The sequence below is a fragment of the Pseudomonas sp. ADAK2 genome (assembly GCF_012935755.1).
GTDB lineage: Bacteria > Pseudomonadota > Gammaproteobacteria > Pseudomonadales > Pseudomonadaceae > Aquipseudomonas.
This window is the reverse complement of the sequence record NZ_CP052862.1, coordinates 2,293,353-2,319,373: the sequence shown is the minus strand read 5'-3', so window position 1 is coordinate 2,319,373 and position 26,021 is coordinate 2,293,353. Positions and strand designations below refer to the sequence as shown.

The following is a 26,021-nucleotide window of genomic DNA, read 5'->3' as shown; positions in this document are numbered from 1 at the left end:
TCAGACCCGCGCCGCCGTCACGGCGGCCGAACCCCAGGTGGTTCTCCAGCGACGTTTCACACCGTACAAACCGAACCAGGCCAGCACGCCCAGACTGGCGAACAACCACAACGCCAGTTGATAGCTGCCGGTGCTTTGCTTGATCGCGCCCATGCCTGCCGCGAGGGCGAAGCCGCCGATGCCGCCGGCCATGCCGATCAACCCGGTCATCACGCCGATCTCCCGACGAAAACGCTGCGGCACCAGTTGGAAAACCGCGCCGTTACCGGCCCCCAAACCGAGCATGGTGCAGACGAAAAGTGCCAATGCCGCGTAGGAACTTGGCAAGTTGAACCCGACGGCCGCAATGCAGATCGCCGCCACCGTATACATCCCCAGCAAGGTGCGGATGCCGCCAAAACGATCCGCCAGAGCGCCACCCAACGGCCGCATCAAACTGCCGCCGAACACGCAGGCGGCGGTGTAGTAACCGGCGGTGACCGGGCTCAGGCCATATTGGTCGTTGAAATAGCCGGGCAGGGCGCTGGCCAGGCCGATAAAACCGCCGAAGGTCACGCTGTAGAAAAACATGAACCACCAACTGTCGCGATCACCCAAGGCTTTGAGGTAGTCGGCCATGGACTTGGCTTTTGGCCGTTCCGGAGCGTTTTTGGCCAACCAGGCGAACACGATCAAGGTCAGGATCAGCGGGATCAGGGCGAAGCCGAACACGTTGCTCCAGCCGAACGCCGCCGCCAGCACCGGAGCGATCAGCGCCGCGAGCACGGTGCCCGAGTTACCGGCGCCGGCAATGCCCATGGCCTTGCCTTGATGCTGCGGCGGATACCATTGCGAGGCCAGGGGCAGGGCGACAGCGAAGGATGCGCCGGCCATGCCGAGGAACAGCCCCAGCACCAATGCCTGTTCGTAGCTGTGGATCCCGAGTTTCCAGGCGCCGAACAGTGCACAGATGACGATGACCTGGCCGATGATCCCGGCGGTTTTCGGTGACAGGCGATCCGCCAGCAGGCCCATCACAAAGCGCAGTACTGCGCCGGCCAGAATCGGCGTGGCCACCACCATCCCGCGTTGCTGCGTGGTCAGGTGCAGGTCGGCAGCGATCTGCACCGCCAGGGGGCCGAGCAGGTACCAGACCATGAAGCTCAGGTCGAAATAGAGGAAGGCTGCGAACAATGTCGGGGTATGGCCGGATTTCCAGAAGCTTGAATTCATCGCGCACCTCAGCTGTTAAGCGTCTCGAGAAGGAGTCATGAGCTTGCAGGTGGGGCGCCGCCACGGCCGCACCACCGGCCCCGGTCTCTGGGGCCAAAACGAAAAAACGCCGCCACCGGATCCGCCATGGGCGAATGAGGTGAGCGACGTCTTTGTCGTAGGTGGGGCAACCGCCGTTGGTTACCTGTGGGGATTACTTAGCCAGATTTGTGCCACATTCGGCATGATCGTTCCCACGCTCTGCGTGGGAATGCATCCCGTGACGCTCCGCGTCACATCACAAGGCGGACGCGGAGCGTCCATGGCGGCATTCCCACGCGGAGCGTGGGAACGATCGGTTAGCCGAGCAACTCACTCATGGCAATAATCTGCTCCGCCACCTGAATCAATTTCTGCTGGCGGCTCATGGCCTGGCGGCGCATCAGGGTGTAGGCCTCTTCTTCATTGCAGTCCTTCATCTTCATCAACAAGCCTTTGGCCAGCTCGATGCGCTTGCGCTCGGCCAGTTGCTGGTCTCGGGCGTGGAGTTGGGCGCGCAGGGCCTGGTCGCTTTCGAAGCGGGCCATGGCCACGTCGAGAATCGGCTGCAAGCGTTGTGCGTGAATGCCTTCGACAATGTAGGCACTGACCCCGGACTGGATCGCCTGGCGCATCACGCCGGGGTCATGTTCGTCGGTAAACATTACGATGGGCCGGGGCTGATCGCGGGTGACCAGTACCACTTGTTCCATCACGTCGCGGCTCGGTGACTCGGTATCGATCAGGATCACGTCCGGGCGCACCGTTTCGACGCGTGCGGGCAGGTCGATGGTCAGGCCGGATTCGTCGATCACCTCGAATCCGGCTTCGGTCAGGGCGGCTTTCAGTCGTCCGACTTTCTTGGCCGTGTCGTTGATCAGCAGGATACGCAACATATTCGCAGGCTCCTGTCAGCGGCTGGCGAGAAGGGGCGAGCTGTCGCTCATGGCGTGGAGTTTGAAGCTTCGGGCGTAGCCGGCCGGGTCCGAGCCGTCCCAGACCTTGCCGTCGATTAACTGATTGCTGCGCATCTCTTGGCCCCAAGCCGCAACGCCCACTGCCGTCGCGGCTTCGCGGTATAAGTCTAGTTGCTGGACCTGACGGGCTACGCCGAGGTAATCCGGATCTTCGCGCAGCAAACCCCAGCGACGGAATTGGGTCATGAACCACATGCCGTCGGACAGGTACGGCAGATTGACCTCGCCGCCACCGTGCAAGCGCAGGGCATGCGGGTCTTGCCAGCGATGGCCCAGACCGTCGGCGTAATCCCCCAACAGGCGCGGTTCGATGCAGTCCAGCGGTGTATCGAGATATTCGGGCGCGCTCAGCAACTGCGCGGTACTGCGGCGATTCTCGGTGCTTTCTTCAATGAAGCGGCTGGCCTCGAGGATTGCCATCACCAGCGCCCGGGCGGTGTTGGGGTATTGCTCGACAAAGGCGCGGGTGCAGCCGAGGACTTTTTCCGGGTGGTCGGGCCAGATGGTCTGGCTGGTCGCCATCGTAAAACCTAGATTCTGTTTTACCGCACTGGCGGACCACGGCTCGCCGACGCAAAAACCGTCGATCCGCCCGGCTTGCAGGTGCGCGACCATTTGCGGCGGTGGCACCACCACGCTGTCGACATCCTGCAACGGATGAATGCCCTGACTTGCGAGCCAGTAATACAGCCACATGGCATGGGTGCCGGTCGGGAACGTCTGGGCGAAGGTCAGTTTTGGGCGAGTTTGGTGCACGTGCCGGTGCAGTGCTTCAGGACCGGTCACGCCCAGCGCTTGCAAGCCGTGGGACAGGTTGATGCTCTGGCCGTTCTGGTTCAGGCCCATGAGCACCGCCATGTCCGTGGGCGCGATACCGCCGATGCCCAGGTGTACGGCGTAGATCAGGCCATAGAGACTGTGGGCGGCGTCGAGTTCGCCGCTGACCAGTTTGTCTCGCAGGTTGGCCCAGGACGACTGGCGCTTGAGATTGAGCGTCAGGCCATAAGGTTGGGCAAAGCCCTGGGTGGCGGCGACCACCACCGAGGCGCAGTCGCTCAGGGCCATGAAGCCGACATTGATCGCGGACTTTTCCGGGGCATCGCTGCCGTTGACCCAGGCCAGCGGGCCGACTGTGGTTTCGTTCATCGCTAAACACCTTGCAAAAAAAAGCGTCGCCCCAGGCCCCCGCGTGAGCAGAACCGGGTGACGACGCCATTGTCCGTCGACTCATCCCGTCGTTGGCATGAGTGCTGATACCTTTGCCGGTGCAAGGCATATGCCATCGAGCGTTGATTTGCGTGTGCGCCTCGCTTGCGACCCCGATGCCCGGCTATAATCGCCGCCTCATTTCGCCGCCATTCGAGTCAAACCCGCCCATGTACACCCTGGCCCGTCAGCTGTTGTTCAAACTTTCCCCGGAAACCTCCCACGATCTGTCCCTGGACCTGATCGGCGCGGGCGGGCGTTTGGGCCTCAACGGCTTGCTGTGCAAGGCCCCGGCGAAAATGCCGGTGAAGGTCATGGGCCTGGAGTTCCCGAACCCGGTGGGTCTGGCGGCCGGTCTGGACAAGAATGGCGCGGCCATCGATGGTTTTGCCCAGTTGGGTTTCGGTTTCGTCGAAATCGGCACCATCACTCCGCGTCCTCAGCCAGGCAACCCAAAACCACGGATTTTCCGCCTGCCGGAAGCCGAGGCGATCATCAATCGCATGGGTTTCAACAACCTCGGCGTCGATCACCTGCTGGCTCGTGTCGCGGCCGCCAAGTACAAAGGCGTGCTGGGCATCAACATCGGCAAGAACTTCGACACGCCGGTTGAACGGGCGGTGGATGACTACCTGATCTGCCTGGACAAGGTTTACGCCCACGCCAGTTACGTGACGGTCAACGTCAGTTCGCCGAACACCCCGGGCCTGCGCAGTCTGCAGTTCGGTGATTCGCTCAAGCAATTGCTCGCCGACCTGGCCCAACGCCGGGCCGAACTGGCGTTGCGCCACGGCAAACATGTGCCGCTGGCGATCAAGATCGCCCCGGACATGACCGACGAAGAAACCGCGCAGGTGGCCCAAGCGCTGATCGACACCGGGATGGACGCGGTGATCGCCACCAACACCACCCTGAGTCGGGTCGGCGTTGAAGGCCTGGAACATGGTGACGAGGCGGGCGGTCTGTCCGGTGCGCCGGTTCGCGACAAGAGCACCAACACCGTGAAGGTGTTGGCGGCAGAATTGGCGGGCCGTTTGCCGATCATCGCCGTGGGTGGCATCACCGAAGGCAAGCACGCGGCTGAGAAAATCGCTGCGGGTGCGAGCCTGGTGCAGCTGTATTCGGGCTTCATCTACAAAGGCCCGGCGCTGATCCGTGAATCGGTCGATGCCATCGCAGCCTTGCGCTGATCGTGTAGCAGCTGCCGAGCCTGCGAGGCTGCGTTCGGCGGCGAAGCCGTCGTAATCCCGGCATGCGCGGTGTAACTCAAAGACCATGGTGTCTGAATTCACGACTGCTTCGCAGCCGAACGCAGGCTTCGCCAGCTGCTACAAGGATTCGCGTTGTTTTGGGCATAAAAAAGGGCACCTCTAGGGTGCCCCTGGGCCGGAGCCCGCCGTCCGGATGGGACGTGCGTGGTTAAGGTGTTACGTAATCAGGTTGTTGTGTTGCAGTGTCAGGCCCTTTGTTAGCCAACGGCGTGAAGTTCGTTGAGTCTATGGATTCCCGCAGTGCCGGTCATACCGTCCCAGTTGTCGCCGCGTCCTTCGCGCCAGCCGTTAATCCAGGCTTGGCGTACCGACGGTAGAGTAAATGGGCAAAGCTCACGGGATTTGCCACCAACGCCATATTGATATCCGCGCAAAAATGCTCTTTCCAACGGATCACGCTTAAGTCTTCTCATAGGGTGTTGCCCTCACTTGTTGACTGTATTTATCGCGTCGACCTCAATCGAGGTCTGGCAGAAAATTCCTGCCGTTGGCGGCTCGCTGCCGGCGTCGCGAGCCAAGGTGTTGACGCCGTTGCGACGTCAACCTGTGTTGAGTTCTAACCAATAGGTCACATCGAGGGAATGATCGTTTTGTCATAAGAACGTAACCATAAAGATGCTATGGCCATAAGTAACGTGATGTTTGTCCCGTATTTATTGGTCAGACCCCGGTATGATCAGCCCCGCGCTGTATGACGGGGCTAATCCTTTAGTGAGAATGACCCACGTTTGCGCTGGGGTACTATTCGACGAAGGGTCGCTTTATGACATTTTGTTGCCTCAACTTTTTTATCTGCCCTGACATCTAAGCTCTTTTAACCCGAGCAGTCAGGGTGGGACGGCACACCTTCGTGCCACGCGGGCGCTCTTTTAGAAAAGCGCCTGATTGAAAACCGGACCGGCAATGCGTTGTCGGTTCACTCAGCCAAAGGCTCTGAAATTCCAATGTCCGATCAATTCGAAATCTTCCTCACTTGCCCCAAAGGCCTTGAAGGCCTGCTCATCGAGGAAGCCGTCGGGCTTGGCCTTGAAGAAGCGCGTGAGCACACCTCGGCCGTGCGCGGCATGGCTACCATGGAAACCGCTTATCGCCTGTGCCTGTGGTCGCGTCTGGCGAACCGGGTGCTGCTGGTGCTCAAGCGGTTCCCGATGAAGGACGCCGAAGACCTGTACCACGGCGTGCTCGACATCGAGTGGCAAGACCACATGCTTAACGACGGCACCCTGGCCGTCGAGTTCAGCGGTCACGGCTCGGGCATCGACAACACTCACTTTGGCGCCTTGAAGGTCAAGGACGCCATCGTCGACAAACTGCGCACCCCGCAGGGCGACCGTCCGTCCATCGACAAGCTCAACCCGGACCTGCGCATTCACCTGCGCCTGGACCGTGGCGAAGCGATCCTCTCCCTCGACCTGTCCGGCCACAGCCTGCACCAGCGCGGCTATCGCTTGCAGCAGGGCGCGGCGCCGCTGAAGGAAAACCTCGCGGCGGCGATCCTGATCCGTTCCGGCTGGCCACGCATTGCGGCCGAAGGCGGTGCGCTGGCTGACCCGATGTGCGGTGTCGGCACGTTCCTGGTAGAAGCCGCCATGATCGCTGCCGATATGGCACCGAACCTGCGTCGTGAGCAGTGGGGTTTCACTGCCTGGCTCGGCCACGTCCCGGCCTTGTGGAAAAAACTTCACGAAGAAGCCACCGAACGTTGCGCCGCCGGCCTGGCCAAGCCACCGCTGTGGATTCGCGGCTATGAAGCCGATCCACGCCTGATTCAACCGGGCCGCAATAACGTTGAACGTGCCGGCCTGAGCGAGTGGATCAAGATCTATCAGGGCGAAGTCGGCACCTTTGAGCCGCGTCCGGACCAGAACCAGAAAGGCCTGGTCATCTGCAACCCGCCGTACGGCGAACGTCTGGGCGACGAGGCGAGCTTGCTCTATCTCTACCAGAACCTCGGTGAACGTCTGCGCCAGGCCTGCCTGAACTGGGAAGCCGCCGTATTCACTGGCGCCCCGGACCTGGGCAAGCGCATGGGCATCCGCAGCCACAAACAGTATTCGTTCTGGAACGGCGCGTTGCCGTGCAAGCTGCTGCTGATCAAGGTCACCCCGGATCAGTTCGTCACTGGCGAGCGCCGCACCCCGGAGCAGCGTCAGGTCGAGCGCGAGCAGGCTGAAGTCGAAGTCGCTGACAACGACGTCGCACCGGGCAAGTACGAGAAGTACAACAAGAACGGCAACCCGATCAAACCGGCTCCAGTGGTGATCGAGCAACCGCGCTTGAGCGAAGGCGGGCAGATGTTTGCCAACCGTCTGCAAAAGAACCTCAAGGCCCTGGGCAAGTGGGTCAAGCGTGAAGGCATCGACTGCTATCGCGTGTATGACGCCGACATGCCGGAATACTCGATGGCCATCGACCTGTACCAGGATTGGGTCCACGTCCAGGAATACGCCGCGCCGAAATCCATCGACCCGGAAAAAGCCTCGGCCCGGATGTTCGATGCCCTGGCGGCCATTCCGCAGGCGTTGAACATCGACAAGAGCCGCGTGGTGGTTAAACGTCGCGAACGTCAGAGCGGCACCAAGCAGTACGAACGCCAGGCTGCGCAGGGCAAGTTCGTCGAGGTCAACGAAGGCGGCGTGAAGCTGCTGGTGAACCTCACGGATTACCTCGACACCGGTCTGTTTCTCGATCACCGGCCAATGCGCATGCGTATCCAGAAAGAGGCGGCCGGCAAGCGTTTCCTCAATCTGTACAGCTACACCGCGACCGCCAGTGTCCACGCGGCCAAGGGCGGCGCGCGCAGCACCACCAGCGTCGACCTGTCGAAAACTTATCTGGACTGGGCGCGTCGCAACCTGTCGCTGAACGGTTTCTCGGACAAGAACCGCCTGGAGCAGGGCGATGTGATGGCTTGGCTCGATGCCTGCCGTGACGAGTTCGACCTGATCTTTATCGATCCGCCGACCTTCTCCAACTCCAAGCGCATGGAAGGTATCTTCGACGTGCAGCGTGACCAGGTGCAATTGATCGACCTGGCGATGGCACGCCTGGCGCCGGGCGGGGTGTTGTACTTCTCCAACAACTTCCGCAAGTTCGTGCTGGAGGAGAACCTCACCACCCGTTACGCGGTCGAGGAAATCACCGACAAGACCATTGATCCGGACTTTGCCCGCAACGGCAAGATCCACCGTGCCTGGAAAATCACGGCCCGCTGACACTTGATCTGATTGGATCCACAGAGCCTTGATTTTTAAAGGCTCTTGGATACTTTCAGCGCTGGTCAAATTAGTGGCTAATAGCTATAACTCAAGCACGGCCAATGGGCTTTTCCGGCACCTGGCGTTTTGAGTTGCGTTTATGTCGTTGCACGCCGTGCGCCCCAAGATCCTGGGTTTTATCAGCGAAGATGTCTCGGCCTGGCTGGTCGCGATATTGGTATTGCTCGCTGGCGGGATCCTCACGGGATTGCTGGCGTGGGGCACGCTGAATCTGTTTCACCATCAATTGCGGCAACGCTTCCAACTGCTGGCCAGTGAGCGTTACAGCCGTATCGAAGAACGTTTCGAAGATCAGGAACAGCGCCTCGACGGCCTGCGCCGGTTCTTTGCCAATTCCGAGTCGGTGTCCCGCGCCGAATTCGACGGTTACACCCAACCTTTATTGCATCGCACCCAGGCGTACTCGTTTGCGAAACGGGTGTACGGCGACGAGCGGCCGGCGTTCGAGCAAGAAGTGCGCAGCCAAGGGGTGAGCGACTTTTCCATCCGAGAACTCAACGCTGCCGGTGAATTGCAACTGGCGGCGGAGCGCGATGAATACGTGGTGGTGCTGTACAGCCAGACGCAAAGTCGACTCGGCTCGCCGCTGGGCTACGACTTGCTCGCCCAGCCGTTGCGCCGTGCCACCCTGGAACGGGCGGACGCGCGCGGTGGCATGGCGGTTTCGCAACCGATGCACCTGGTGAATGTCGAACCGGCCTATGCCCGCGGTGTGTTGCTGGTAGCGCCGGTGGTTCGACGTGAAGGCCTGCAAGCACCGACGACCAAGTCGTTCGGTTACGTCATGGCCGTGATCAGCATGCGCCAGTTGCTCGCCGACGGGTTGCCGGAGGCCGGACGCGATTATCTGACGGTGCGCATCCTCGATCTCTCCACCAACGATCAACACGAAGTGCTGTACGAATCGGCGAAGCCACCGGCGGCCAGTGAGCTGTCCGCGAGTCGCTTGCTGCGCCTGGCCGACCACGACTATCAAGTGGACATCCAGCCCAGCGAAGCCTTTGTGCAGGCCAACCACTCTTCGGCGAGCAGCCTGGTGGTGCTCGGCGGCTTGCTCAGTCTGTTGCTCAGTGCCTTGCTCTACGTGCTGGTCAGCCAGCGGCAACGGGCGCTGAAATTGGTCGAGCAACGCACCGAGGAACTGCGCGCCCGCGAGCAGGAACTGCGCGGCACTCACGGCCAGTTGCGCGGCGTGCTGAATGCGGCGACCCAGGTGGCGATCATTGCTACCGATCTGCGCGGGGTCATCAGCACCTTCAACGCCGGCGCCGAGCAAATGCTCGGTTACACCGCGGCCGAGGTAGTGGGACACATGACCCTGGAAAACCTGCACTTGCCCCGGGAACTGGTGGCGCGCTCGGCGGAGTTGAGCGCGCGTTACGGCAAGCTGATCCCGACCTGCCAGGCGATGCTGGTCGAGGGTGGCGAAGAGGGTGGTCATGAAGCCCGGGAATGGACTCTGGTGCGCCAGGATGGCAGCCACCTGACGGTGAATATGTTGGCGACACCGGTGCTGGATGAGCAAGGTCTGTGGGTCGGGCACCTGGCGATCTGCATCGACATCACTGAGCGCAAGCGCGTTCACGAGGCCCTGGCAGCGCGGGACTTGCTGCTGAAGAAACTCAGCGCCCATGTGCCCGGCGGCATCTACCAGTTCAAGATGGAATTCGACGGACGCTTCAGTGTGATCTATGCGAGTGACGGCATCCGCGACATCTATGAGCTGGAACCGGATGTGTTGCTGCTCAACGCCGAAGCGATCTTCACCCGGATTCATCCCCAGGATTCGACCCGGGTCCGCGCCTCGATCCGCGCCTCGGCCGACACCATCAGCCCCTGGCGCGAGGAGTATCGTGTGCAACTGCCGGTGGGCGGCCTGCGCTGGGTACGGGGCGAGGCGACTCCAGAGGAACTGCCCGGCGGCGGCGTGCTCTGGCACGGCTACATCTCGGACATCTCCGATCTCAAGCGCGTGGAAGAGGAGTTGCGCGCGCTGTCGGTGACCGACTCCTTGACCGGCATTCACAACCGCCGCTATTTCCAGGAGCGCCTGACCATGGAAATGGCCCGGGTCGAACGCGGTGGCGGCGAATTGTCGGTGATCATGCTCGACATCGACCACTTCAAACGCATCAACGACCAGCATGGCCACGCCGTGGGCGACCGGGTGTTGCAGGCAGTGTGCGAGCGCATTGGTCATCGCCTGCGTCGCACCGACGTATTCTGTCGCCTGGGTGGCGAGGAGTTCATGGTGCTGTGCCCGGACATCAACGGCGAACACGCCCATGTCCTGGCCTTGCAGTTGTGGCAAGCGTTGCGCAGCTCACCGATCGACGGCGTCGGTACGGTGACCGCCAGTTTCGGGATTGCCAGTTGGCAGGTCGGCGAGGGCGCGGACGCGCTGTTGCTGCGGGCGGATTCGGGGGTGTATGCGGCGAAGCAAGCGGGCAGGGATCGGGTTGAAGCGCAACACTCGTAGGAGCAAGGCTTGCCCGCGATGATGATCGTTCCCTGCAGCCCGGGACGCTCCGCGTCCCATCCAAAAGCGGACGCAGAGCGTCCAATGAGGCATTCCCACGCAAAGCGTGGGAACGATCAAGTGGAGGGGTTACAACACTGAGGCGGTCGCCGGGACTTTAGGCTGGCGATACAAATCCAGCAGTACCTGATCCAGCACCGAAGACGCACCAAACGGGGCCTTGTCGTTGAGGATTGCCACCACCGCCCAGGTGTTGCCATTGATGTCGCGGCTGAAGCCGGAGATCGCCCGCACGGTATTCAACGTGCCGGTCTTGATGTGGGCTTCGCCGCGCATCGCGGTGGTCTTCAGGCGTTTGCGCATGGTGCCGTCGGTACCGGCTATCGGCAGCGAACTGATGAACTCGGCAGCGTACGGACTGCGCCACGCGGCTTGCAGCATGCCGGCCATCTCGCGGGCGCTCACCCGTTCGGCGCGGGACAGGCCGGAGCCATTTTCCATTACCAGATGCGGCGCGGTGATGCCTTTCTGGGCCAGCCACTGGCGCACGATACGCTGGGCAGCCTTGGCATCATCGCCGTCAGCCTCATTGCGAAACTTTTGACCCAGGCTCAGGAACAGCTGCTGAGCCATGGTGTTGTTGCTGTATTTGTTGATGTCGCGAATGATTTCCGCCAGGTCTGGCGAGAAGGCCCGCGCCAGCACCTTGGCATCTTTCGGCGTCGATCCCAGCACATCCTTGCCCTGGATACTGCCGCCCAGTTCTTTCCAGATCGCCCGTACGGCGCCGGCGGTGTAGGTCGCGTGGTCGAGCAGTGACAGGTAAGTCTGCGAGCTGCAGCCTTCGCCCAACTGGCCGCCAACGGTCACGGTCACGCTGCCGTCGGGTTGGGTCACCGGGTTGTAGCGCACGCCACCGGTGCACTGCTTGGAGTTGATCGCCTTGACCTGATTGTCGATGTTGATCGTCGCAATCGGCGGCTCCACCGACACCAGCACCTTGCCGTTGTCGTTGCGCGCGACAAAACGCAGGGCCTTGAGGTTGACCATCAGCGAGTCAGGCTTGACCAGGAACGGTTTGTTCTCGTCATTGCCGTCGTCGTTGAACTCGGGCAGTTGCGGTTGCATGAAGAAGCCGCGGTCCAGCACCAGGTTACCGGTGATTTGGGTCACGCCGTTGGCCCGCAGATCGCGCATCAGCAGCCAGAGTTTTTCCATGTTCAGCTTCGGATCACCGCCACCCTTGAGGTAGAGGTTGCCGTTGAGGATGCCGCCGTTCAGGGTGCCGTCGGTGTAGAACTCGGTTTTCCACTGGTGGTTCGGGCCGAGCATTTCCAGGGCCGCGTACGTGGTGACCAGTTTCATGGTCGAGGCCGGGTTGACCGAAACGTCGGCGTTGAAAATGGTCGGGGTGCCGGGGCCGTTGAGCGGGAGCATCACCAGGGACAGGGCGTTGTCCTGCAACTTGCTGGCCTTGAGGGCCTTTTCAACGTTGGGCGACAGCGCGGTATTGATCGGAGCGGCAGAAACCGGGAGGGCCAGGGGCAGGAGAAGGCTGGCAAGGAGCAGTGGGCGCAAAGATTTGATCATATGAAGTAAAACCCTACGGGCGAGGGGGAAAAAAGGCGAGGGCATGAAGATAAAATCCCTCAGTGGTCATGAAAGTGTCGGCATTATGCCCCAAGGTGACGTGGCTTGTGCCGTGCCCCGGCCTTCTAATCCGCTATTTTTTTACCGACGGTAGGTTGGCCACTACCGTGGAACGGGCAATTGGCGCCTTAAACTGCTAAAGTGCCGCCCGTTATTACTTATGAGGATTGTTCCAATGGCGACTAACCGTTCCCAGCGTCTGCGCAAAAAACTGTGCGTCGATGAATTTCAAGAGCTGGGTTTCGAACTGAACCTGGATTTCAAAGAAGATTTGGCTGATGAAGCCATTGATGCTTTCCTCAACGCGTTCCTGAAAGAAGCGATGGAAGCCAACGGTCTGGGCTATGTTGGCGGCGACGACTTCGGTCTGGTTTGCCTGCAGAAGCGTGGCTCGGTGTCCGAAGAGCAGCGCGTTGCAGTTGAAGCCTGGCTCAAAGGCCGCAGCGAACTGACCGAAGTCACCGTCAGCCCGCTGCTGGACGTCTGGTACCCGGAAAAGCCGATCAATCCGGTAGCTTGATGTCATAAGAAACGGCGACCCATGGGTCGCCGTTTTTTTATGCCCGATTTTTGTAGGAGCAAGGCTTGCCCGCGATGGCGCACCTGAGATCGCCATCGCGGGCAAGCCATGCTCCTACAGGGCCTTGCGCCAATTCAAAATCACCAACGTCAAAACCCCCGCGACTATCCCCCAGAACGCCGATCCGATGGAAAACAGCGTCAACCCCGACGCCGTGACCATAAAGGTGATCAACGCTGCTTCCCGCTCCTTCACTTCGCTCATGGCAATGCTCAGGCCATTGATGATCGAGCCGAACAGCGCCAACGCCGCAATCGATAGCACCAACTCCTTAGGCAACGCGGCAAACAACGCCGCCAGCGTCGCGCCGAACACCCCGGCAATCCCGTAGAAAATCCCGCACCAGACCGCGGCGGTGTAGCGCTTGTTGCGATCTTCATGGGCATGCGGCCCGGTGCAGATCGCCGCGCTGATCGCCGCCAGGTTGATGCCGTGGGAGCCAAACGGCGCCAGTAGCAGCGAGGCGATGCCGGTGGTGGTGATCAGCGGCGAGGCTGGCACGTTGTAGCCGTCGGCACGCAACACCGCGATACCCGGCATGTTCTGCGAGGTCATCGCCACCACGAACAGCGGAATGCCGATGCTGATGGTCGCCGCCAGGGAAAAGTGCGGCGTAGTCCAGACCGGCGTCGCCAGTTCCAGATGGAAACCGCTGAAATCCAACAATCCCATGAACCCCGACAGCGCGGTGCCGATCAACAGCGCGGCGAGCACCGCGTAACGCGGCGACAGACGCTTGACCACCAGGTAAGTGAAGAACATCCCCAGCACCAGCGCGGTACGATGCTGGGCGGCGACGAAAATCTCGCTGCCGATCTTGAACAGAATCCCCGCCAGCAGCGCCGCCGCCAGTGACGCCGGAATCTTTTTCACCAGCCGTTCAAAGCTGCCGGTCAAACCACAAATCGTCACCAACACCGCACAGGTAATGTAGGCGCCGATGGCTTCGCCGTAGGTGACACCGCCCAGGCTGGTGATCAGCAACGCCGCGCCGGGGGTCGACCAGGCGATGGTGATCGGCGTGCGGTAACGCAGGGACAGGCCAATCGAACACACCGCCATGCCGATGGAAATCGCCCAGATCCACGAGGAAATCTGCCCGCTGCTCAGGCCCGCCGCTTGCCCGGCCTGGAACATCAGGACCAGGGAACTGGTGTAGCCGGTCATCATCGCGATGAAACCGGCGACGATGGCCGAGGGTGACGTGTCGGCGAGGGGGCGCAGTTGCGTGTGCGTTGCGTCGTTCATGACCGCGGTGTTCCTTGTTCTGGTGAAGATGTCCGGCGCAACGCGATCCCTGTAGGAGCGAGGCTTGGCCGCGAAGGCGTCATGTCAGTCGATATCAATGTTGAATGACACGACGCCTTCGCGGGCAAGCCTCGCTCCTACACATGAATCGTGTTGAGGCGGCGGATTCCGGGTTCAAGCCTAAACTCAAACGTAACGCATCGTTGCAATACAGCCATGGCCGCAAACAGCCATACAGTCGTGTTGCCACCATCCATTGTGTACAATCGCGGTGTTTTTTACGCGATACTTGCCAGCGACCCTCTGTGCCGTATTACAGTCACGGTCTATTCGCCGCAGTTCTCCCGACTCGAGTGCCCATGAACGAACAGTTGCAGCCCCTAAAGAAACAACCGCGAGCAGGCAAAGCCGGCCGCAGCGGTACCCAGGACGATATTGTCTACGCGCATATCTTCGAGGCCATCCTCGAACAGCGCCTGGCGCCCGGCACCAAGTTGAGCGAAGAAGCGCTGGGGGAAATTTTCGGGGTCAGCCGCACCATCATTCGCCGCGCGCTGTCGCGCCTGGCCCATGAAGGCGTGGTGTTGCTGCGGCCGAACCGTGGCGCGGTCGTCGCCAGCCCGAGCGTCGAAGAGGCCCGTCAGGTGTTCCTCGCCCGTCGCTTGGTCGAGCGCGCAATCACTGAACTCGCGGTACAGCACGCCACCGCCGAGCAAATTGCCGAATTGCGGCAGATGGTCAACGACGAGCGCGACAGCTTCTCCCGTGGCGATCGCGGCGCCGGTATCCGTCTGTCGGGCGAATTCCACCTGAAACTGGCCGAAGCGGCGAAGAATGCGCCGCTGATCAGCTTCCAGCGCAGCCTTGTGTCCCAGACCTCGTTGATCATCGCCCAGTACGAAAGCGGCAACCGCTCGCACTGTTCCTACGATGAACACACGCAGTTGATCGATGCGATTGAAGCGCGCAACGGTGAGTTGGCGGTGGATTTGATGATGCATCACATGGATCACATCGACAGCAAACTCAACCTCGACGAAGAAAGCGCGTCGGATGATTTGCACGCGGTGTTCTCGCATTTGTTGCAGACCAAGAAACCGGGTAGGTCTTCCGCGAAAATCTGACGGCCCGACGCTGATCGTTCCCACGCTCCGCGTGGGAATGCCTCAACGGACGCTCCGCGTTCGGCTTTGGATGGGACGCGGAGCGTCCCGGGCTGCATTCCCACGCGGAGCGTGGGAACGATCAACGATCAAAAAATCCCCCGCAACCATCGATTGCGGGGGATTTTTTTTGCCCGGGAAGCCTTAACGCTGATCTGATCGTTCCCATGCTCCGCGTGGGAACGATCAGTCGATCAGGCCCGGTAAATACCTTAACGCTGATGCACCCGTTTCCCCGCCGCATACGTCTGCAACACCGTCCGGTCATCCCCCAACGTCATCAACACAAACAACGTCTCGGCAATGTTATTGGCCTGCTTCAGGCGATAGCTGAGCAGCGGCGTGGCGTTGTAATCCAGCACCAGGAAGTCCGCGTCAGTGCCCGCATGCAACGTCCCGATCTTGTCTTCCAGGCGCAGTGCCCGCGCACCACCGAGGGTCGCCAGGTACAGCGATTTGAACGGGCTCAGCCGCGCGCCCTGCAACTGCATGACTTTGTACGCTTCGTTCAGGGTTTGCAGCAGCGAGAAACTGGTGCCGCCGCCAACGTCAGTACCCAAGCCGACATTCACTTTGTGCTTCTCGGCCATCGGCAGATTGAACAAACCGCTGCCGAGGAAGAAGTTCGAGGTCGGGCAGAAGGCAATCGCCGAACCGGTTTCTGCCAACCGCGCGCACTCGTCGTCGCACAGGTGCACGCCGTGGGCAAACACCGAGCGCTCGCCGAGCAACTGGTAGTGATCGTAGACGTCGAGGTAGCCCTTGCGCTCCGGGAACAGCTCCTTGACCCACTCGACTTCCTTGAGGTTTTCGCTGATGTGGGTCTGCATGTACAGGTCTGGGTATTCACCGAGCAACTGGCCGGCGAGGGTCAGTTGTTCCGGGGTGCTGGTCGGGGCAAAACGCGGGGTGACCGCGTAGTGCAAGCGGCCCTTGCCGTGCCAGCGCTCGATCAACGCCTTGCTTTCGACGTAGCTGGATTCGGCGGTGTCGGTCAGGTAGTCCGGTGCGTTGCGGTCCATCATCACCTTGCCGGCGATCATCCGTAGATCCAGTTGCTGCGCGGCCTCGAAGAACGAGTTCACCGATTGCGGGTGCACGCTGCCGAAGACCAACGCGGTGGTGGTGCCGTTGCGCAGCAGTTCCTTGATGAAAATGTCCGCCACTTCATCGGCGTGGGCCTTGTCGGCGAACTGGCTTTCGCACGGGAAGGTGTAGGTGTTGAGCCAGTCCAGCAGTTGCTCGCCATAAGCACCGACCATCCCGGTTTGCGGCAAGTGAATGTGCGTATCGATCAGGCCCGGGGTGATCAGCGCATCCTGGTAATGGGTGATCTCGATGTCGGCCGGCAGGGTCGCCAGCAATTCAGTGGCGTGACCGATGGCGCTGATCTTGCCGTTTTCGACCACCAGCAAACCGTCTTCGAAATACTCATAGGAGGCTTCGATTCCGACTTCGGCGGGGTCGGCGATGCTGTGCAGGATGGCGGCACGGTAGGCTTTGCGAGTCAGAGGCATGTCAGTTCTCAGTTGGAGGCTTGGCTGCGGCGTGAAGCGGGCAGCAGTTTGGCAATCGATGATCCGGCGCTGGCAGTCTGCTGGCCGAAATTCGCGTTATAGGTGGCGATGATTTCGCCGGCGATGGAGATGGCGATTTCCACAGGCAACTTGCCTTTGACTTCGCCGATGCCCATCGGGCAGCGCATGCGTTGCAGCACGCTGCTGTCAAAACCGCGGTCACGCAGGCGATGTTCGAACTTCACCCGTTTGGTCTTCGAGCCGATCAGGCCGAAGTAGGCGAAGTCGTTGCGCTTGAGGATCGCGGCGGTGAGTTCGAGGTCGAGCTGGTGGTTGTGGGTCATGACGATGCAGTAGCTGCCGACGGGCAGGTCGTCGACTTCATCCACCGGTTCTTCGGTGACGATTTTACGCACGCCGTGGGGGATCTGTTCCGGGAACTCCGCTTCCCGGGAATCGATCCAGCGCACCCGGCAGGGCAGGCTGGCGAGCAGCGGCACGAGGGCGCGGCCGACATGGCCGGCGCCGAACACGGCGATCTGCGCCTGGACCTGGCCCATCGGTTCGAACAGCAACACCGTCGCGCCGCCGCAGCACTGCCCCAGGCTGGCGCCGAGGCTGAAGCGCTCCAGATGGGTGTCCTGCTTGCCGCTAGCGAGCATCTCGCGGCCGATCTGCATGGCCTTGTATTCCAGATGCCCGCCACCGATGGTGTCAAAGGTCTGGGTGGCGCTGATGACCATCTTCGAACCGGCATTGCGCGGCGTCGAGCCGAGCTCTTCGATGATGGTCACCAACACGCAGGGTTCACCCCGGGATTGCAGGTCGGCGAGGGCGTCGATCCAGTTGTACATGTTTCACCTCTCAAGATCGTTCCCACGCGGAGCGAAGGAATGCATCTCTGGACGCTCCGCGTCCGCTGTTTACGATGCGACGCAGAGCGTCGCGGGCTGCATTCCCACGCAGAGCGTGGGAACGATCAAACCACCACCTCGGATTCGGCTTCCTCGGTTTTCACCGCCTTCAACTGCCGCATCTGCTCACAGCCCCACAACACCCGCTCCGGGGTCGCCGGCGCGTCGATCTTCGGTTGATGCTTGTAGTCACCGAGACTGGCCACGGCATCCTTGATCGCACACCACGAGGCGATGCCGAGCATGAACGGCGGCTCGCCGACAGCCTTGGAATGGAACACCGTGTCTTCCGGGTTCTTGCGGTTTTCCACCAGCTTCACCCGCAGGTCCAGCGGCATGTCGGCCACGGCCGGGATCTTGTAGCTCGCCGGGCCGTTGGTCATCAGTTTGCCTTTGTTGTTCCACACCAGTTCTTCCATGGTCAGCCACCCCATGCCCTGGATGAAACCGCCCTCGACCTGGCCGATGTCGATCGCCGGGTTCAGCGAGGCGCCGACGTCGTGAAGGATGTCGGTACGCAGCATCTTGTACTCGCCGGTCAGGGTGTCGACGATCACCTCGCAGCACGCCGCGCCGAAGGCGTAGTAGTAGAACGGCCGACCACGGGCCTGACTGCGGTCGTAGAAGATTTTCGGGGTCTTGTAGAACCCGGTGCTCGACAGCGAAACCTGGGCGAAATACGCCTGCTGGATCAGCGCTTCGAAGGTCAGGATATGGTCGCGAACCCGCACATGACCGTTGTGGAATTCCACGTCTTCTTCGCTGACCTTGTACTGGCGGGCAGCAAATTCCACCAAACGTTTTTTGATGATTTCTGCGGCGTTCTGCGCGGCTTTACCGTTCAGGTCGGCGCCGCTGGATGCCGCGGTCGGCGAGGTGTTCGGCACCTTGTCGGTGTTGGTCGCGGTGATCTGCACGCGGTCCATTTCCACCTGGAACACTTCGGCCACGACCTGCGCGACTTTGGTGTTCAGGCCCTGGCCCATTTCGGTGCCGCCGTGGTTCAAGTGGATGCTGCCGTCGGTGTAGATGTGGATCAGCGCACCGGCCTGGTTGAGGAAACTGGCGGTGAAGGAAATGCCGAATTTGACCGGGGTCAGCGCCAGGCCTTTTTTCAGGATCGGGCTGTTGGCGTTGTAGCGGCGGATCGCTTCGCGACGCTCGGCATACTGGCTGCTTTCTTCCAGTTCGGCGGTCATTTCTTCGAGCATGTTGTGCTCGACGGTCTGGTAGTAATGGGTGACGTTGCGCTCGGTCTTGCCGTAGTAGTTGGCCTTGCGCACCGCCAGCGGATCGACGGCCAGATGCCGGGCAATCGCGTCCATCACTTCTTCGATGGCGACCATCCCTTGCGGGCCGCCGAAGCCACGGTAAGCGGTGTTCGACGCAGTGTTGGTCTTGCAGCGATGACCGTTGATGGTCGCATCGCCGAGGTAATAAGAGTTGTCGGCGTGGAACATCGCACGGTCGACAATCGACGCCGACAAGTCCGGCGAGCAACCGCAGTTGCCGGCCAGTTCCAGGGCGATGCCGTGCAGGCGACCGGTGCTGTCGAAGCCGACGTCGTACTCGACGTAGAACGGGTGACGCTTGCCGGTCATCAGCATGTCTTCGACCCGTGGCAAGCGCATCTTGGTCGGTTGGCCGGTGAGGTGCGCGATCACCGCGCAGAGGCACGCGGGGCTCGCGGCCTGGGTTTCCTTGCCACCGAAACCACCGCCCATGCGGCGCATGTCGACGACGATTTTATTCATCGACACGTCCAGCACTTCGGCGACCAGTTTCTGCACTTCGGTCGGGTTTTGTGTGGAGCAGTAGACGATCATCCCGCCGTCTTCAGTCGGCATCACCGAAGAGATCTGGGTTTCCAGATAAAAGTGTTCCTGGCCGCCGATGTGCAGCGTGCCCTGAATGCGGTGTTCAGCGGTGGCCAACGCGCCGGCCGAATCGCCGCGCTGATGGGTGTGGCTGTCGAGTACGAAGTGGCGTTTGCGCAAGGCTTCCACCACGTCCAATACAGGCTCGAGATCCTCGTATTCGATGATCGCGGCCATCGCGGCTTTGCGCGCGGTTTCCAGGTCTTTCGCCGCCACCGCGAGCACCACTTGACCGACGAATTGCACATCGTCGATGGCCAGCAGCGGATCGCCCGGCAGCAGCGGGCCGATGTCTTTCAGGCCCGGTACGTCTTTGTGAGTGATGGCGATGCGCACGCCGTCAAAGGCGTAGCAGGGCTGGGTGTCGATGCTGATGATTTTCGCGTGGGCGCGGTCCGACAGCCGTGCATAAACGTGCAACTGGTTCGGAAATTCCAGGCGATCGTCGATGTATTGCGCTTCACCGGACACGTGCTTGGCGGCGCTGTCGTGCTTGACGCTGCGGCCGACACCGGTGGTCAAGTCCTTGGCGAACAGTTCAGCCAGTTCGGCTTGGGTCTTCTCTACAGCGTGATGATTAGACATAAGCGGTCACCCGAGTCTCGATGTGCGGCGTTTGCAGTTCGATGAAGTATTTGCGCAGCAGGTTTTGCGCGCTGAGCAGGCGGTATTCCTTACTGGCGCGGAAGTCCGAGAGCGGCGTGAAATCTTCGGCCAGGGCGGCGCAGGCGCGTTCGACGGTGGCGTTGTTCCATTGCGCGCCGAGCAACACGGCTTCGCAACTTTTCGCGCGTTTTGGCGTGGCGGCCATGCCGCCGAAGGCGACGCGGGCATCAGCGACAACACCGTTGTCGATGCGCAGGTTGAACGCGGCGCACACGGCGGAAATGTCATCGTCCAGACGCTTGGAAACCTTGTAGGCACGGAACAGTTGTTCGGCGCTGGCGCGGGGCACGATGATCTTTTCGATGAACTCGCTTTCCTGGCGCGCGGTGACCCGGTAATCGATGAAGTAATCCTCGATGGCCAGGGTGCGGCGGGTTTCGCCTTTGCACAAAACGATCTGCGCGCCCAGGGCAATTAGCAGCGGCGGCGAGTCACCAATCGGTGAGGCGTTGCCGATGTTGCCGCCCAGAGTTCCTTGGTTACGAATCTGCAGGGAAGCGAAGCGTTGCAGCAATTCGCCGAAGTCCGGGTATTCGCTTTTCAGCGCGTCGTAGCAGTCGGAGAGGGCGGTGGCGGCGCCGATTTCCAGGCGATCGTCGAAGCGTTCGATGCGCTTCATCTCGGCGACGTTGCCGACGTAGATCATCACCGGCAGGGTGCGGTGGAACTGCGTGACTTCCAGCGCCAGGTCCGTGCCGCCGGCCAGCAGGCGGGCTTGTGGATAAGCGTCGTAGAGGTCGGCCAGGTCGGCCACGGTCAGCGGCACCAGGCAGCGCTTGTCGCCACTGTTGAGTTCGCCGATGTCGGTGGGGGCGATGGCCTTCAGGCGGGCGATGGTGTCGGTTTCGCGCGCATCGAACTGGTCCGGTTGCTTGCCGCAGCAGGATTGTTCGGCGGCTTGCAGGATCGGCCGATAGCCGGTGCAACGACAGAGGTTGCCGGCCAGCGCTTCGTGGGCTTTATGGGAGTCGGGTTCGTCGCTGTTCTTTTGCAGGGCGAACAGCGACATCACGAAGCCGGGCGTGCAGAAGCCGCATTGCGAGCCGTGGCACTCGACCATGGCTTTTTGCACGCTGTGCAGTTCGCCCTGGTGCTTGAGGTCTTCGACGCTGATCAGTTGTTTGCCGTGCAGCGACGAAACGAACGTCAGGCACGAGTTGAGGCTGCGATAGCGAATGTGTTCGCGGCCATCGTCATCCGTTTGCAACTCGCCGACCACCACAGTACAGGCGCCGCAGTCGCCGCTGGCGCAGCCTTCTTTGGTGCCGGGTTTGCCCACATGGTCGCGCAAGTAATTGAGCACGGTCAGGTTCGGGTCCAGGGCGTGCTCGCTACGGAGTTCCTGGTTTAGTAAAAACTGGATCACGGAAGGCCTCGCAGACTCATTATTGTTGTTAACCGATTGAGCCGAATTTATCAGGTCTGACTTTTCGGTCAATGATTTTCTGACTTAAAGGTCAGGAAAACCCGTTTTGGCGATCAACAGCGCGTTCCATCAGTATTGACCCTCACGGGTTAGCCTGCTTTTTTGCTTAATTCGTGCCAAAAACCGCCGGGTGGGCACTCCGCCATGACATACCAAGTGCGCTACACTGCGCCGCTTGTGCAGATCGAAGAGTTTGAAGGACAACCATGACGTTCAAGGCGCCGGACAGCCTCGCCGAGCAAATTGCTCACCACCTCGCCGAACGCATCATTCGTGGCGAAATGAAGCCGGGAGAGCGCATCCAGGAACAGAAGGTCACGCTGGCCCTCAATGTCAGCCGCGGTTCAGTCCGTGAGGCCTTGCTGATCCTCGAGCGTCGCCACCTGATCGCGATCCTGCCGCGACGGGGCGCCCATGTCACCGAACTCACCGCGCACAAGGTCCAGAGCCTGTGCACGCTGATGAGCGAGCTCTACATCTTGCTCGGCAACGCCGTGGCCAACGGTTGGCAGGTCCAGGCCGACCTGGCGCCGTTCGTGCAGATCCAGCAGCGCCTGGCCGCCAGTTACGAGCGCCAGGACATTCGCACGTTCGTCGACGACAGCTTCAGCGTGATGCGTGCCGCGTACCCGTTCGCCAACAACCCGTACTTGCAGGAAACCGTCGAGAATCTGCAGCCGGCCATGAGCCGCGCGTATTTCCTCGCCCTGGAACAGCGCAAGGCCGAGATGAGCGAATTCCTGGAGCTGTTCGAACGCCTGCTCGCGGCGGTGATCGCCCGTGACTTTCCGCAGATTCGCGAGGTGCTGACGGCGTATGCCCAGCGCAGCTGCGATCTGGTGGTTTCCGCCCTGACGGTCGCTTAAGCGTGCGGCTCAAGTGCATCAAACTGGCGGGGTTCAAATCCTTCGTCGACCCGACCACGGTGAACTTCCCCAGTAACATGGCGGCGGTGGTCGGGCCCAATGGTTGCGGCAAGTCGAACATCATCGATGCCGTGCGTTGGGTGATGGGCGAGAGCTCGGCCAAGAACCTGCGCGGCGAGTCGATGACCGACGTCATCTTCAACGGTTCCACCAGTCGTAAACCGGTGAGCCAGGCCAGCATCGAATTGGTATTCGACAATTCCGACGGCACCCTGGTCGGCGAATACGCCGCTTACGCGGAAATCTCGATTCGCCGCAAAGTGACCCGCGACAGTCAGAACAGTTACTTCCTCAACGGCACCAAATGCCGTCGTCGCGACATCACCGATATCTTCCTTGGCACCGGTTTGGGTCCACGCAGCTACTCGATCATCGAGCAGGGCATGATCTCCAAGCTGATCGAAGCCAAGCCCGAAGACTTGCGTAACTTTATTGAAGAAGCGGCGGGGATCTCCAAGTACAAGGAGCGTCGGCGCGAGACTGAAAACCGCATCCGCCGCACCCACGAAAACCTTGCGCGCCTGACCGACCTGCGCGAAGAGCTTGAGCGTCAACTTGAGCGCCTGCATCGTCAGGCCGAGTCGGCCAAGAAGTATCAGGAATATAAAGGCGAGGAGCGGCAGCTCAAGGCGCAACTGTCGGCGTTGCGCTGGCAGGCGTTGAACGAACAGGTCGGCCAGCGCGAAGCGATCATCGGCACCCAGGAAATCACTTTCGAAGCCTTGGTCGCCGAACAACGCAACGCCGATGCTGCGATTGAACGCCTGCGCGATGGTCACCACGACCTGTCCGAACGCTTCAATCTGGTGCAGGGGCGCTTCTATTCGGTCGGCGGCGACATCGCCCGGGTCGAGCAGAGCATCCAGCACGGCCAGCAGCGTTTGCGCCAGTTGCAGGACGATTTGAAGGAAGCCGAGCGCGCGCGTCTGGAAACCGAATCGCACTTGGGTCATGACCGCACCTTGCTGCTGACCCTCGGCGAAGAGCTGGACATGCTCACGCCGGAGCAGGAAGTCACCAGCGCCGCCGCCGAAGAGGCCGCCGCCGCGCTGGAAGAATCCGAAACCACCATGCATGCCTGGCAGGAGCAGTGGGACACGTTCAACCTCACCGCCGCCGAGCCCCGTCGCCAGTCCGAAGTGCAGCAGTCGCGGATCCAGCAGCTGGAAACCAGCATGGAACGCCTGGCTGATCGGCAGAAGCGTTTGGGCGAGGAGCGCGCGTTGCTCTCGGCGGACCCGGAAGACGCGGCGATCATGGAGCTCAGCGAGCAACTGGCTGAATCCGAAGCGACGCTTGAGGATTTGCAGACCAGTGAACAGGCTCAGGTCGAACGGCTTGAGCAACTGCGTCAGGAATTGCAGCTGGCTTTGCAAAATCAGCAACAGGCCCAAGGCGATTTGCAGCGCCTCAACGGTCGTCTCGCGTCGCTGGAAGCCTTGCAACAAGCCGCGCTCGATCCGGGCACCGGCACGGCCGAATGGTTGCGTGAACAGAATCTGGCGGACCGTCCGCGCTTGGCCGAAGGCTTGAAGGTTGAAGCCGGTTGGGAGCTGGCGGTGGAAACCGTGCTCGGCGCCGACCTGCAAGCAGTGCTGGTGGATGACTTTGGCGATTTCGATCTGGCCGGATTTGCCCAGGGCGATCTGCGCTTGCTCAGCCCCGCCAGCGATGGCGTGCGCGTGGCCGGCAGCTTGCTCGACAAGGTCGAGGCGCAGATTGATCTGTCGCCGTGGCTGGGGCAAGTCAAGCCTGTGGATAACCTCGAACAGGCCTTGGCCCTGCGCAGTCAGTTGGCGCCCGGTGAAAGCCTGATCAGCCGTGATGGCTACTGGGTTGGCCGGCACTTTTTACGCGTGCGTCGCGCCAGTGAAGCGGAAAGCGGCGTGCTCGCCCGTGGCCAGGAAATCCAGAACCTGGGCATCGAGCGCGAAGAGCGCGAAGCTACGGTCGAAACCCTGGAAACCGAATTACAAAACCTGCGGGCACAGCAGCGTCAGCAGGAAAACGGTCGCGAACATCTGCGCCGTCTGCTGCAAGACGAAGCCCGTCAGCAAGGTGAATTAAAAGCGCAGTTATCCGCCGGCAAAGCCAAGGCCGAACAACTGACCCTGCGCCGCACCCGCCTCGATGAAGAGCTCACCGAGCTGGGCGAACAGCGCGCACTTGAACACGAAAACATCGGCGAGGCGCGCCTGCAATTGCAGGAGGCCCTCGACAGCATGGCGCTGGACACCGAGCAACGCGAGTTGCTGCTGGCCCAGCGCGACAGCTTGCGCGAGCGCCTCGATCGGGTGCGTCAGGAAGCCCGGCAGCATAAGGATCACGCGCATCAACTGGCGGTGCGCCTGGGTTCGCTCAAGGCGCAGCACGATTCGACGCGTCAGGCACTTGAGCGTTTGGAGATGCAGTCCGAGCGCCTGACCGAAAAGCGCGAGCAACTCAGTCTGAACCTGGAGGAGGGCGAAGCGCCGCTGGAAGAGTTGCGGTTGAAGCTTGAGGAATTGCTCGACAAGCGCATGACCGTCGACGAAGAACTCAAGACCGCGCAAATGGCCATGGAAGATGCCGACCGCGAATTGCGTGATGCCGAGAAGCGCCGCAATCAGGCCGAGCAACAATCGCAATTGATCCGCGGCCAACTCGAACACCAGCGCATGGAATGGCAAGCCCTGACCGTGCGCCGCAAGACCCTGGAAGATCAGTTGCTGGAAGACGGCTACGACCTGCACGGCGTGATCGCGACCCTGGTCGCCGAGGCCAACGAGAAGGAGGCCGAGGAAGAGCTGGAGCGCATCGCCGCGCGCATTGCGCGTCTGGGCGCGATCAACCTGGCGGCCATCGACGAATACACGCAACAATCCGAGCGTAAACGTTATCTGGATGCGCAGAACGACGATCTGGTGGAAGCGCTGGACACGTTGGAAAACGTGATCCGCAAGATCGACAAGGAAACCCGAAACCGCTTCAAAGATACCTTTGATCAGATCAATGCCGGAATACAGGCCCTTTTCCCAAAAGTTTTCGGTGGAGGCAGCGCGTATTTGGAACTGACGGGCGAAGATCTACTCGATACAGGGGTAACGATCATGGCGCGGCCGCCAGGAAAGAAGAACAGCACCATCCATTTGCTCTCCGGCGGCGAAAAAGCCCTGACTGCATTGGCCCTGGTTTTTGCGATCTTCAAGTTGAACCCGGCGCCGTTCTGCATGCTCGATGAAGTTGACGCGCCACTGGATGACGCTAACGTTGGACGCTACGCACGGCTGGTCAAAGAGATGTCGCAGACGGTGCAGTTCATCTATATCACCCACAACAAAATCGCCATGGAAATGGCTGATCAACTGATGGGGGTGACGATGCACGAACCGGGTTGCTCACGCTTGGTGGCAGTGGATGTCGAGGAGGCGATGGCGCTGGTGGATGCCTGAGTCGCAGGCTTGTAGGACAAGTATCACGGGGTTGTCAGACCTTTTTACTTGTATTTACTTGCTGGCCAATCGACATATTCGCTCAAGCCATTGTGACAGACGGTGTAAAGTTGCCTTTGGTCGTGCTAGTTTAATGTCAATTTTTCGTATACGTGGGCAAAACGCCTGTCAGAACATAGAGT

17 protein-coding genes are annotated in these 26,021 nt (G+C 60.9%); 7 read left to right on the top strand and 10 right to left on the bottom strand.

The window, feature by feature from the left end; genetic code table 11:
* From HKK52_RS10735 to HKK52_RS10725, 3 genes are all read right to left on the bottom strand, one after another.
* Complete coding sequence (locus tag HKK52_RS10735; protein ID WP_149660575.1) at nt 1-1,212, bottom strand: nitrate/nitrite transporter; 1,212 nt, start codon at nt 1,210-1,212, stop codon at nt 1-3.
* A gap of 338 nt (nt 1,213-1,550) precedes the next feature.
* A complete protein-coding gene (locus HKK52_RS10730; RefSeq protein WP_169370802.1) occupies nt 1,551-2,126 on the bottom strand; it encodes an ANTAR domain-containing response regulator in 576 nt (191 codons plus the stop codon).
* Nucleotides 2,127-2,141: 15 nt separating this feature from the next.
* Nucleotides 2,142-3,353: a CmpA/NrtA family ABC transporter substrate-binding protein gene (locus HKK52_RS10725; RefSeq protein ID WP_169370801.1), complete on the bottom strand. Its 1,212-nt coding sequence runs from the start codon at nt 3,351-3,353 to the stop codon at nt 2,142-2,144.
* A 230-nt stretch (nt 3,354-3,583) separates the two neighbouring features.
* On the opposite strand from HKK52_RS10725, the gene HKK52_RS10720 reads away from it, so the two are divergent.
* Nucleotides 3,584-4,603, top strand: coding sequence for a quinone-dependent dihydroorotate dehydrogenase (locus HKK52_RS10720; RefSeq protein WP_169370800.1), 1,020 nt, complete (start codon nt 3,584-3,586; stop codon nt 4,601-4,603).
* Nucleotides 4,604-4,881: 278 nt separating this feature from the next.
* Here the strand turns inward: HKK52_RS10720 and rmf are convergent, their stop codons facing one another.
* The gene (gene rmf / locus HKK52_RS10715) at nt 4,882-5,097 is read right to left on the bottom strand and encodes a ribosome modulation factor (RefSeq protein WP_003223300.1); all 216 of its coding nucleotides are present in this window, start codon (nt 5,095-5,097) and stop codon (nt 4,882-4,884) included.
* 531 nt (nt 5,098-5,628) lie between these two features.
* On the opposite strand from rmf, the gene rlmKL reads away from it, so the two are divergent.
* Nucleotides 5,629-7,899, top strand: coding sequence for a bifunctional 23S rRNA (guanine(2069)-N(7))-methyltransferase RlmK/23S rRNA (guanine(2445)-N(2))-methyltransferase RlmL (gene rlmKL / locus HKK52_RS10710; RefSeq protein WP_133836708.1), 2,271 nt, complete (start codon nt 5,629-5,631; stop codon nt 7,897-7,899).
* Nucleotides 7,900-8,041: 142 nt separating this feature from the next.
* Nucleotides 8,042-10,441: a sensor domain-containing diguanylate cyclase gene (locus HKK52_RS10705; protein WP_169370799.1), complete on the top strand. Its 2,400-nt coding sequence runs from the start codon at nt 8,042-8,044 to the stop codon at nt 10,439-10,441.
* Nucleotides 10,442-10,570: 129 nt separating this feature from the next.
* Here HKK52_RS10705 and dacB read toward each other — a convergent pair whose 3' ends face one another.
* The gene (gene dacB, locus HKK52_RS10700) at nt 10,571-12,031 is read right to left on the bottom strand and encodes a D-alanyl-D-alanine carboxypeptidase/D-alanyl-D-alanine endopeptidase (RefSeq protein ID WP_169370798.1); all 1,461 of its coding nucleotides are present in this window, start codon (nt 12,029-12,031) and stop codon (nt 10,571-10,573) included.
* Nucleotides 12,032-12,266: 235 nt separating this feature from the next.
* Here dacB and HKK52_RS10695 point away from each other — a divergent pair, with 235 nt between their 5' ends.
* On the top strand, nt 12,267-12,611 hold the full coding sequence (locus HKK52_RS10695) for a YggL family protein (protein WP_133836711.1): 345 nt from the start codon (nt 12,267-12,269) through the stop codon (nt 12,609-12,611).
* A gap of 114 nt (nt 12,612-12,725) precedes the next feature.
* Here the strand turns inward: HKK52_RS10695 and HKK52_RS10690 are convergent, their stop codons facing one another.
* Entirely contained in the window at nt 12,726-13,919 is a 1,194-nt protein-coding gene (locus HKK52_RS10690; protein WP_169370797.1) for a benzoate/H(+) symporter BenE family transporter, read from the bottom strand.
* Between the two features lie 359 nt (nt 13,920-14,278).
* Between HKK52_RS10690 and HKK52_RS10685 the strand changes: the two genes are divergently transcribed.
* Nucleotides 14,279-15,043, top strand: a complete 765-nt coding sequence (locus tag HKK52_RS10685; protein ID WP_123403281.1) for a GntR family transcriptional regulator — start codon at nt 14,279-14,281, stop codon at nt 15,041-15,043.
* A gap of 251 nt (nt 15,044-15,294) precedes the next feature.
* Here the strand turns inward: HKK52_RS10685 and guaD are convergent, their stop codons facing one another.
* From guaD to xdhA, 4 genes are all read right to left on the bottom strand, one after another.
* A complete protein-coding gene (gene guaD, locus HKK52_RS10680) occupies nt 15,295-16,599 on the bottom strand; it encodes a guanine deaminase (RefSeq protein WP_169370796.1) in 1,305 nt (434 codons plus the stop codon).
* Between the two features lie 8 nt (nt 16,600-16,607).
* On the bottom strand, nt 16,608-17,453 hold the full coding sequence (xdhC, locus tag HKK52_RS10675; protein ID WP_169370795.1) for a xanthine dehydrogenase accessory protein XdhC: 846 nt from the start codon (nt 17,451-17,453) through the stop codon (nt 16,608-16,610).
* A gap of 125 nt (nt 17,454-17,578) precedes the next feature.
* Nucleotides 17,579-19,975: a xanthine dehydrogenase molybdopterin binding subunit gene (gene xdhB / locus HKK52_RS10670; protein ID WP_169370794.1), complete on the bottom strand. Its 2,397-nt coding sequence runs from the start codon at nt 19,973-19,975 to the stop codon at nt 17,579-17,581.
* Nucleotides 19,968-21,422, bottom strand: coding sequence for a xanthine dehydrogenase small subunit (xdhA, locus tag HKK52_RS10665; RefSeq protein ID WP_169370793.1), 1,455 nt, complete (start codon nt 21,420-21,422; stop codon nt 19,968-19,970). Before xdhA ends, xdhB begins: the two co-directional genes overlap by 8 nt.
* Nucleotides 21,423-21,688: 266 nt before the next feature.
* On the opposite strand from xdhA, the gene HKK52_RS10660 reads away from it, so the two are divergent.
* On the top strand, nt 21,689-22,348 hold the full coding sequence (locus tag HKK52_RS10660) for a GntR family transcriptional regulator (RefSeq protein ID WP_169370792.1): 660 nt from the start codon (nt 21,689-21,691) through the stop codon (nt 22,346-22,348).
* Between the two features lie 2 nt (nt 22,349-22,350).
* Nucleotides 22,351-25,839 carry a chromosome segregation protein SMC gene (smc, locus tag HKK52_RS10655; protein WP_169370791.1) on the top strand — a complete coding sequence of 1,163 codons (3,489 nt, stop codon included), beginning with the start codon at nt 22,351-22,353 and terminating at the stop codon, nt 25,837-25,839.
* Nucleotides 25,840-26,021: the final 182 nt, after the last annotated feature.

What these genes read in the sequence shown, in the direction of transcription:
- HKK52_RS10735 (WP_149660575.1), bottom strand. Translation starts at nt 1,212, where the DNA reads ATGAATTCAAGCTTCTGGAAATCCGGCCATACCCCGACATTGTTCGCA.
- HKK52_RS10730 (WP_169370802.1), bottom strand. Translation starts at nt 2,126, where the DNA reads ATGTTGCGTATCCTGCTGATCAACGACACGGCCAAGAAAGTCGGACGA.
- HKK52_RS10725 (WP_169370801.1), bottom strand. Translation starts at nt 3,353, where the DNA reads ATGAACGAAACCACAGTCGGCCCGCTGGCCTGGGTCAACGGCAGCGAT.
- HKK52_RS10720 (WP_169370800.1), top strand. Translation starts at nt 3,584, where the DNA reads ATGTACACCCTGGCCCGTCAGCTGTTGTTCAAACTTTCCCCGGAAACC.
- rmf (WP_003223300.1), bottom strand. Translation starts at nt 5,097, where the DNA reads ATGAGAAGACTTAAGCGTGATCCGTTGGAAAGAGCATTTTTGCGCGGA.
- rlmKL (WP_133836708.1), top strand. Translation starts at nt 5,629, where the DNA reads ATGTCCGATCAATTCGAAATCTTCCTCACTTGCCCCAAAGGCCTTGAA.
- HKK52_RS10705 (WP_169370799.1), top strand. Translation starts at nt 8,042, where the DNA reads ATGTCGTTGCACGCCGTGCGCCCCAAGATCCTGGGTTTTATCAGCGAA.
- dacB (WP_169370798.1), bottom strand. Translation starts at nt 12,031, where the DNA reads ATGATCAAATCTTTGCGCCCACTGCTCCTTGCCAGCCTTCTCCTGCCC.
- HKK52_RS10695 (WP_133836711.1), top strand. Translation starts at nt 12,267, where the DNA reads ATGGCGACTAACCGTTCCCAGCGTCTGCGCAAAAAACTGTGCGTCGAT.
- HKK52_RS10690 (WP_169370797.1), bottom strand. Translation starts at nt 13,919, where the DNA reads ATGAACGACGCAACGCACACGCAACTGCGCCCCCTCGCCGACACGTCA.
- HKK52_RS10685 (WP_123403281.1), top strand. Translation starts at nt 14,279, where the DNA reads ATGAACGAACAGTTGCAGCCCCTAAAGAAACAACCGCGAGCAGGCAAA.
- guaD (WP_169370796.1), bottom strand. Translation starts at nt 16,599, where the DNA reads ATGCCTCTGACTCGCAAAGCCTACCGTGCCGCCATCCTGCACAGCATC.
- xdhC (WP_169370795.1), bottom strand. Translation starts at nt 17,453, where the DNA reads ATGTACAACTGGATCGACGCCCTCGCCGACCTGCAATCCCGGGGTGAA.
- xdhB (WP_169370794.1), bottom strand. Translation starts at nt 19,975, where the DNA reads ATGTCTAATCATCACGCTGTAGAGAAGACCCAAGCCGAACTGGCTGAA.
- HKK52_RS10660 (WP_169370792.1), top strand. Translation starts at nt 21,689, where the DNA reads ATGACGTTCAAGGCGCCGGACAGCCTCGCCGAGCAAATTGCTCACCAC.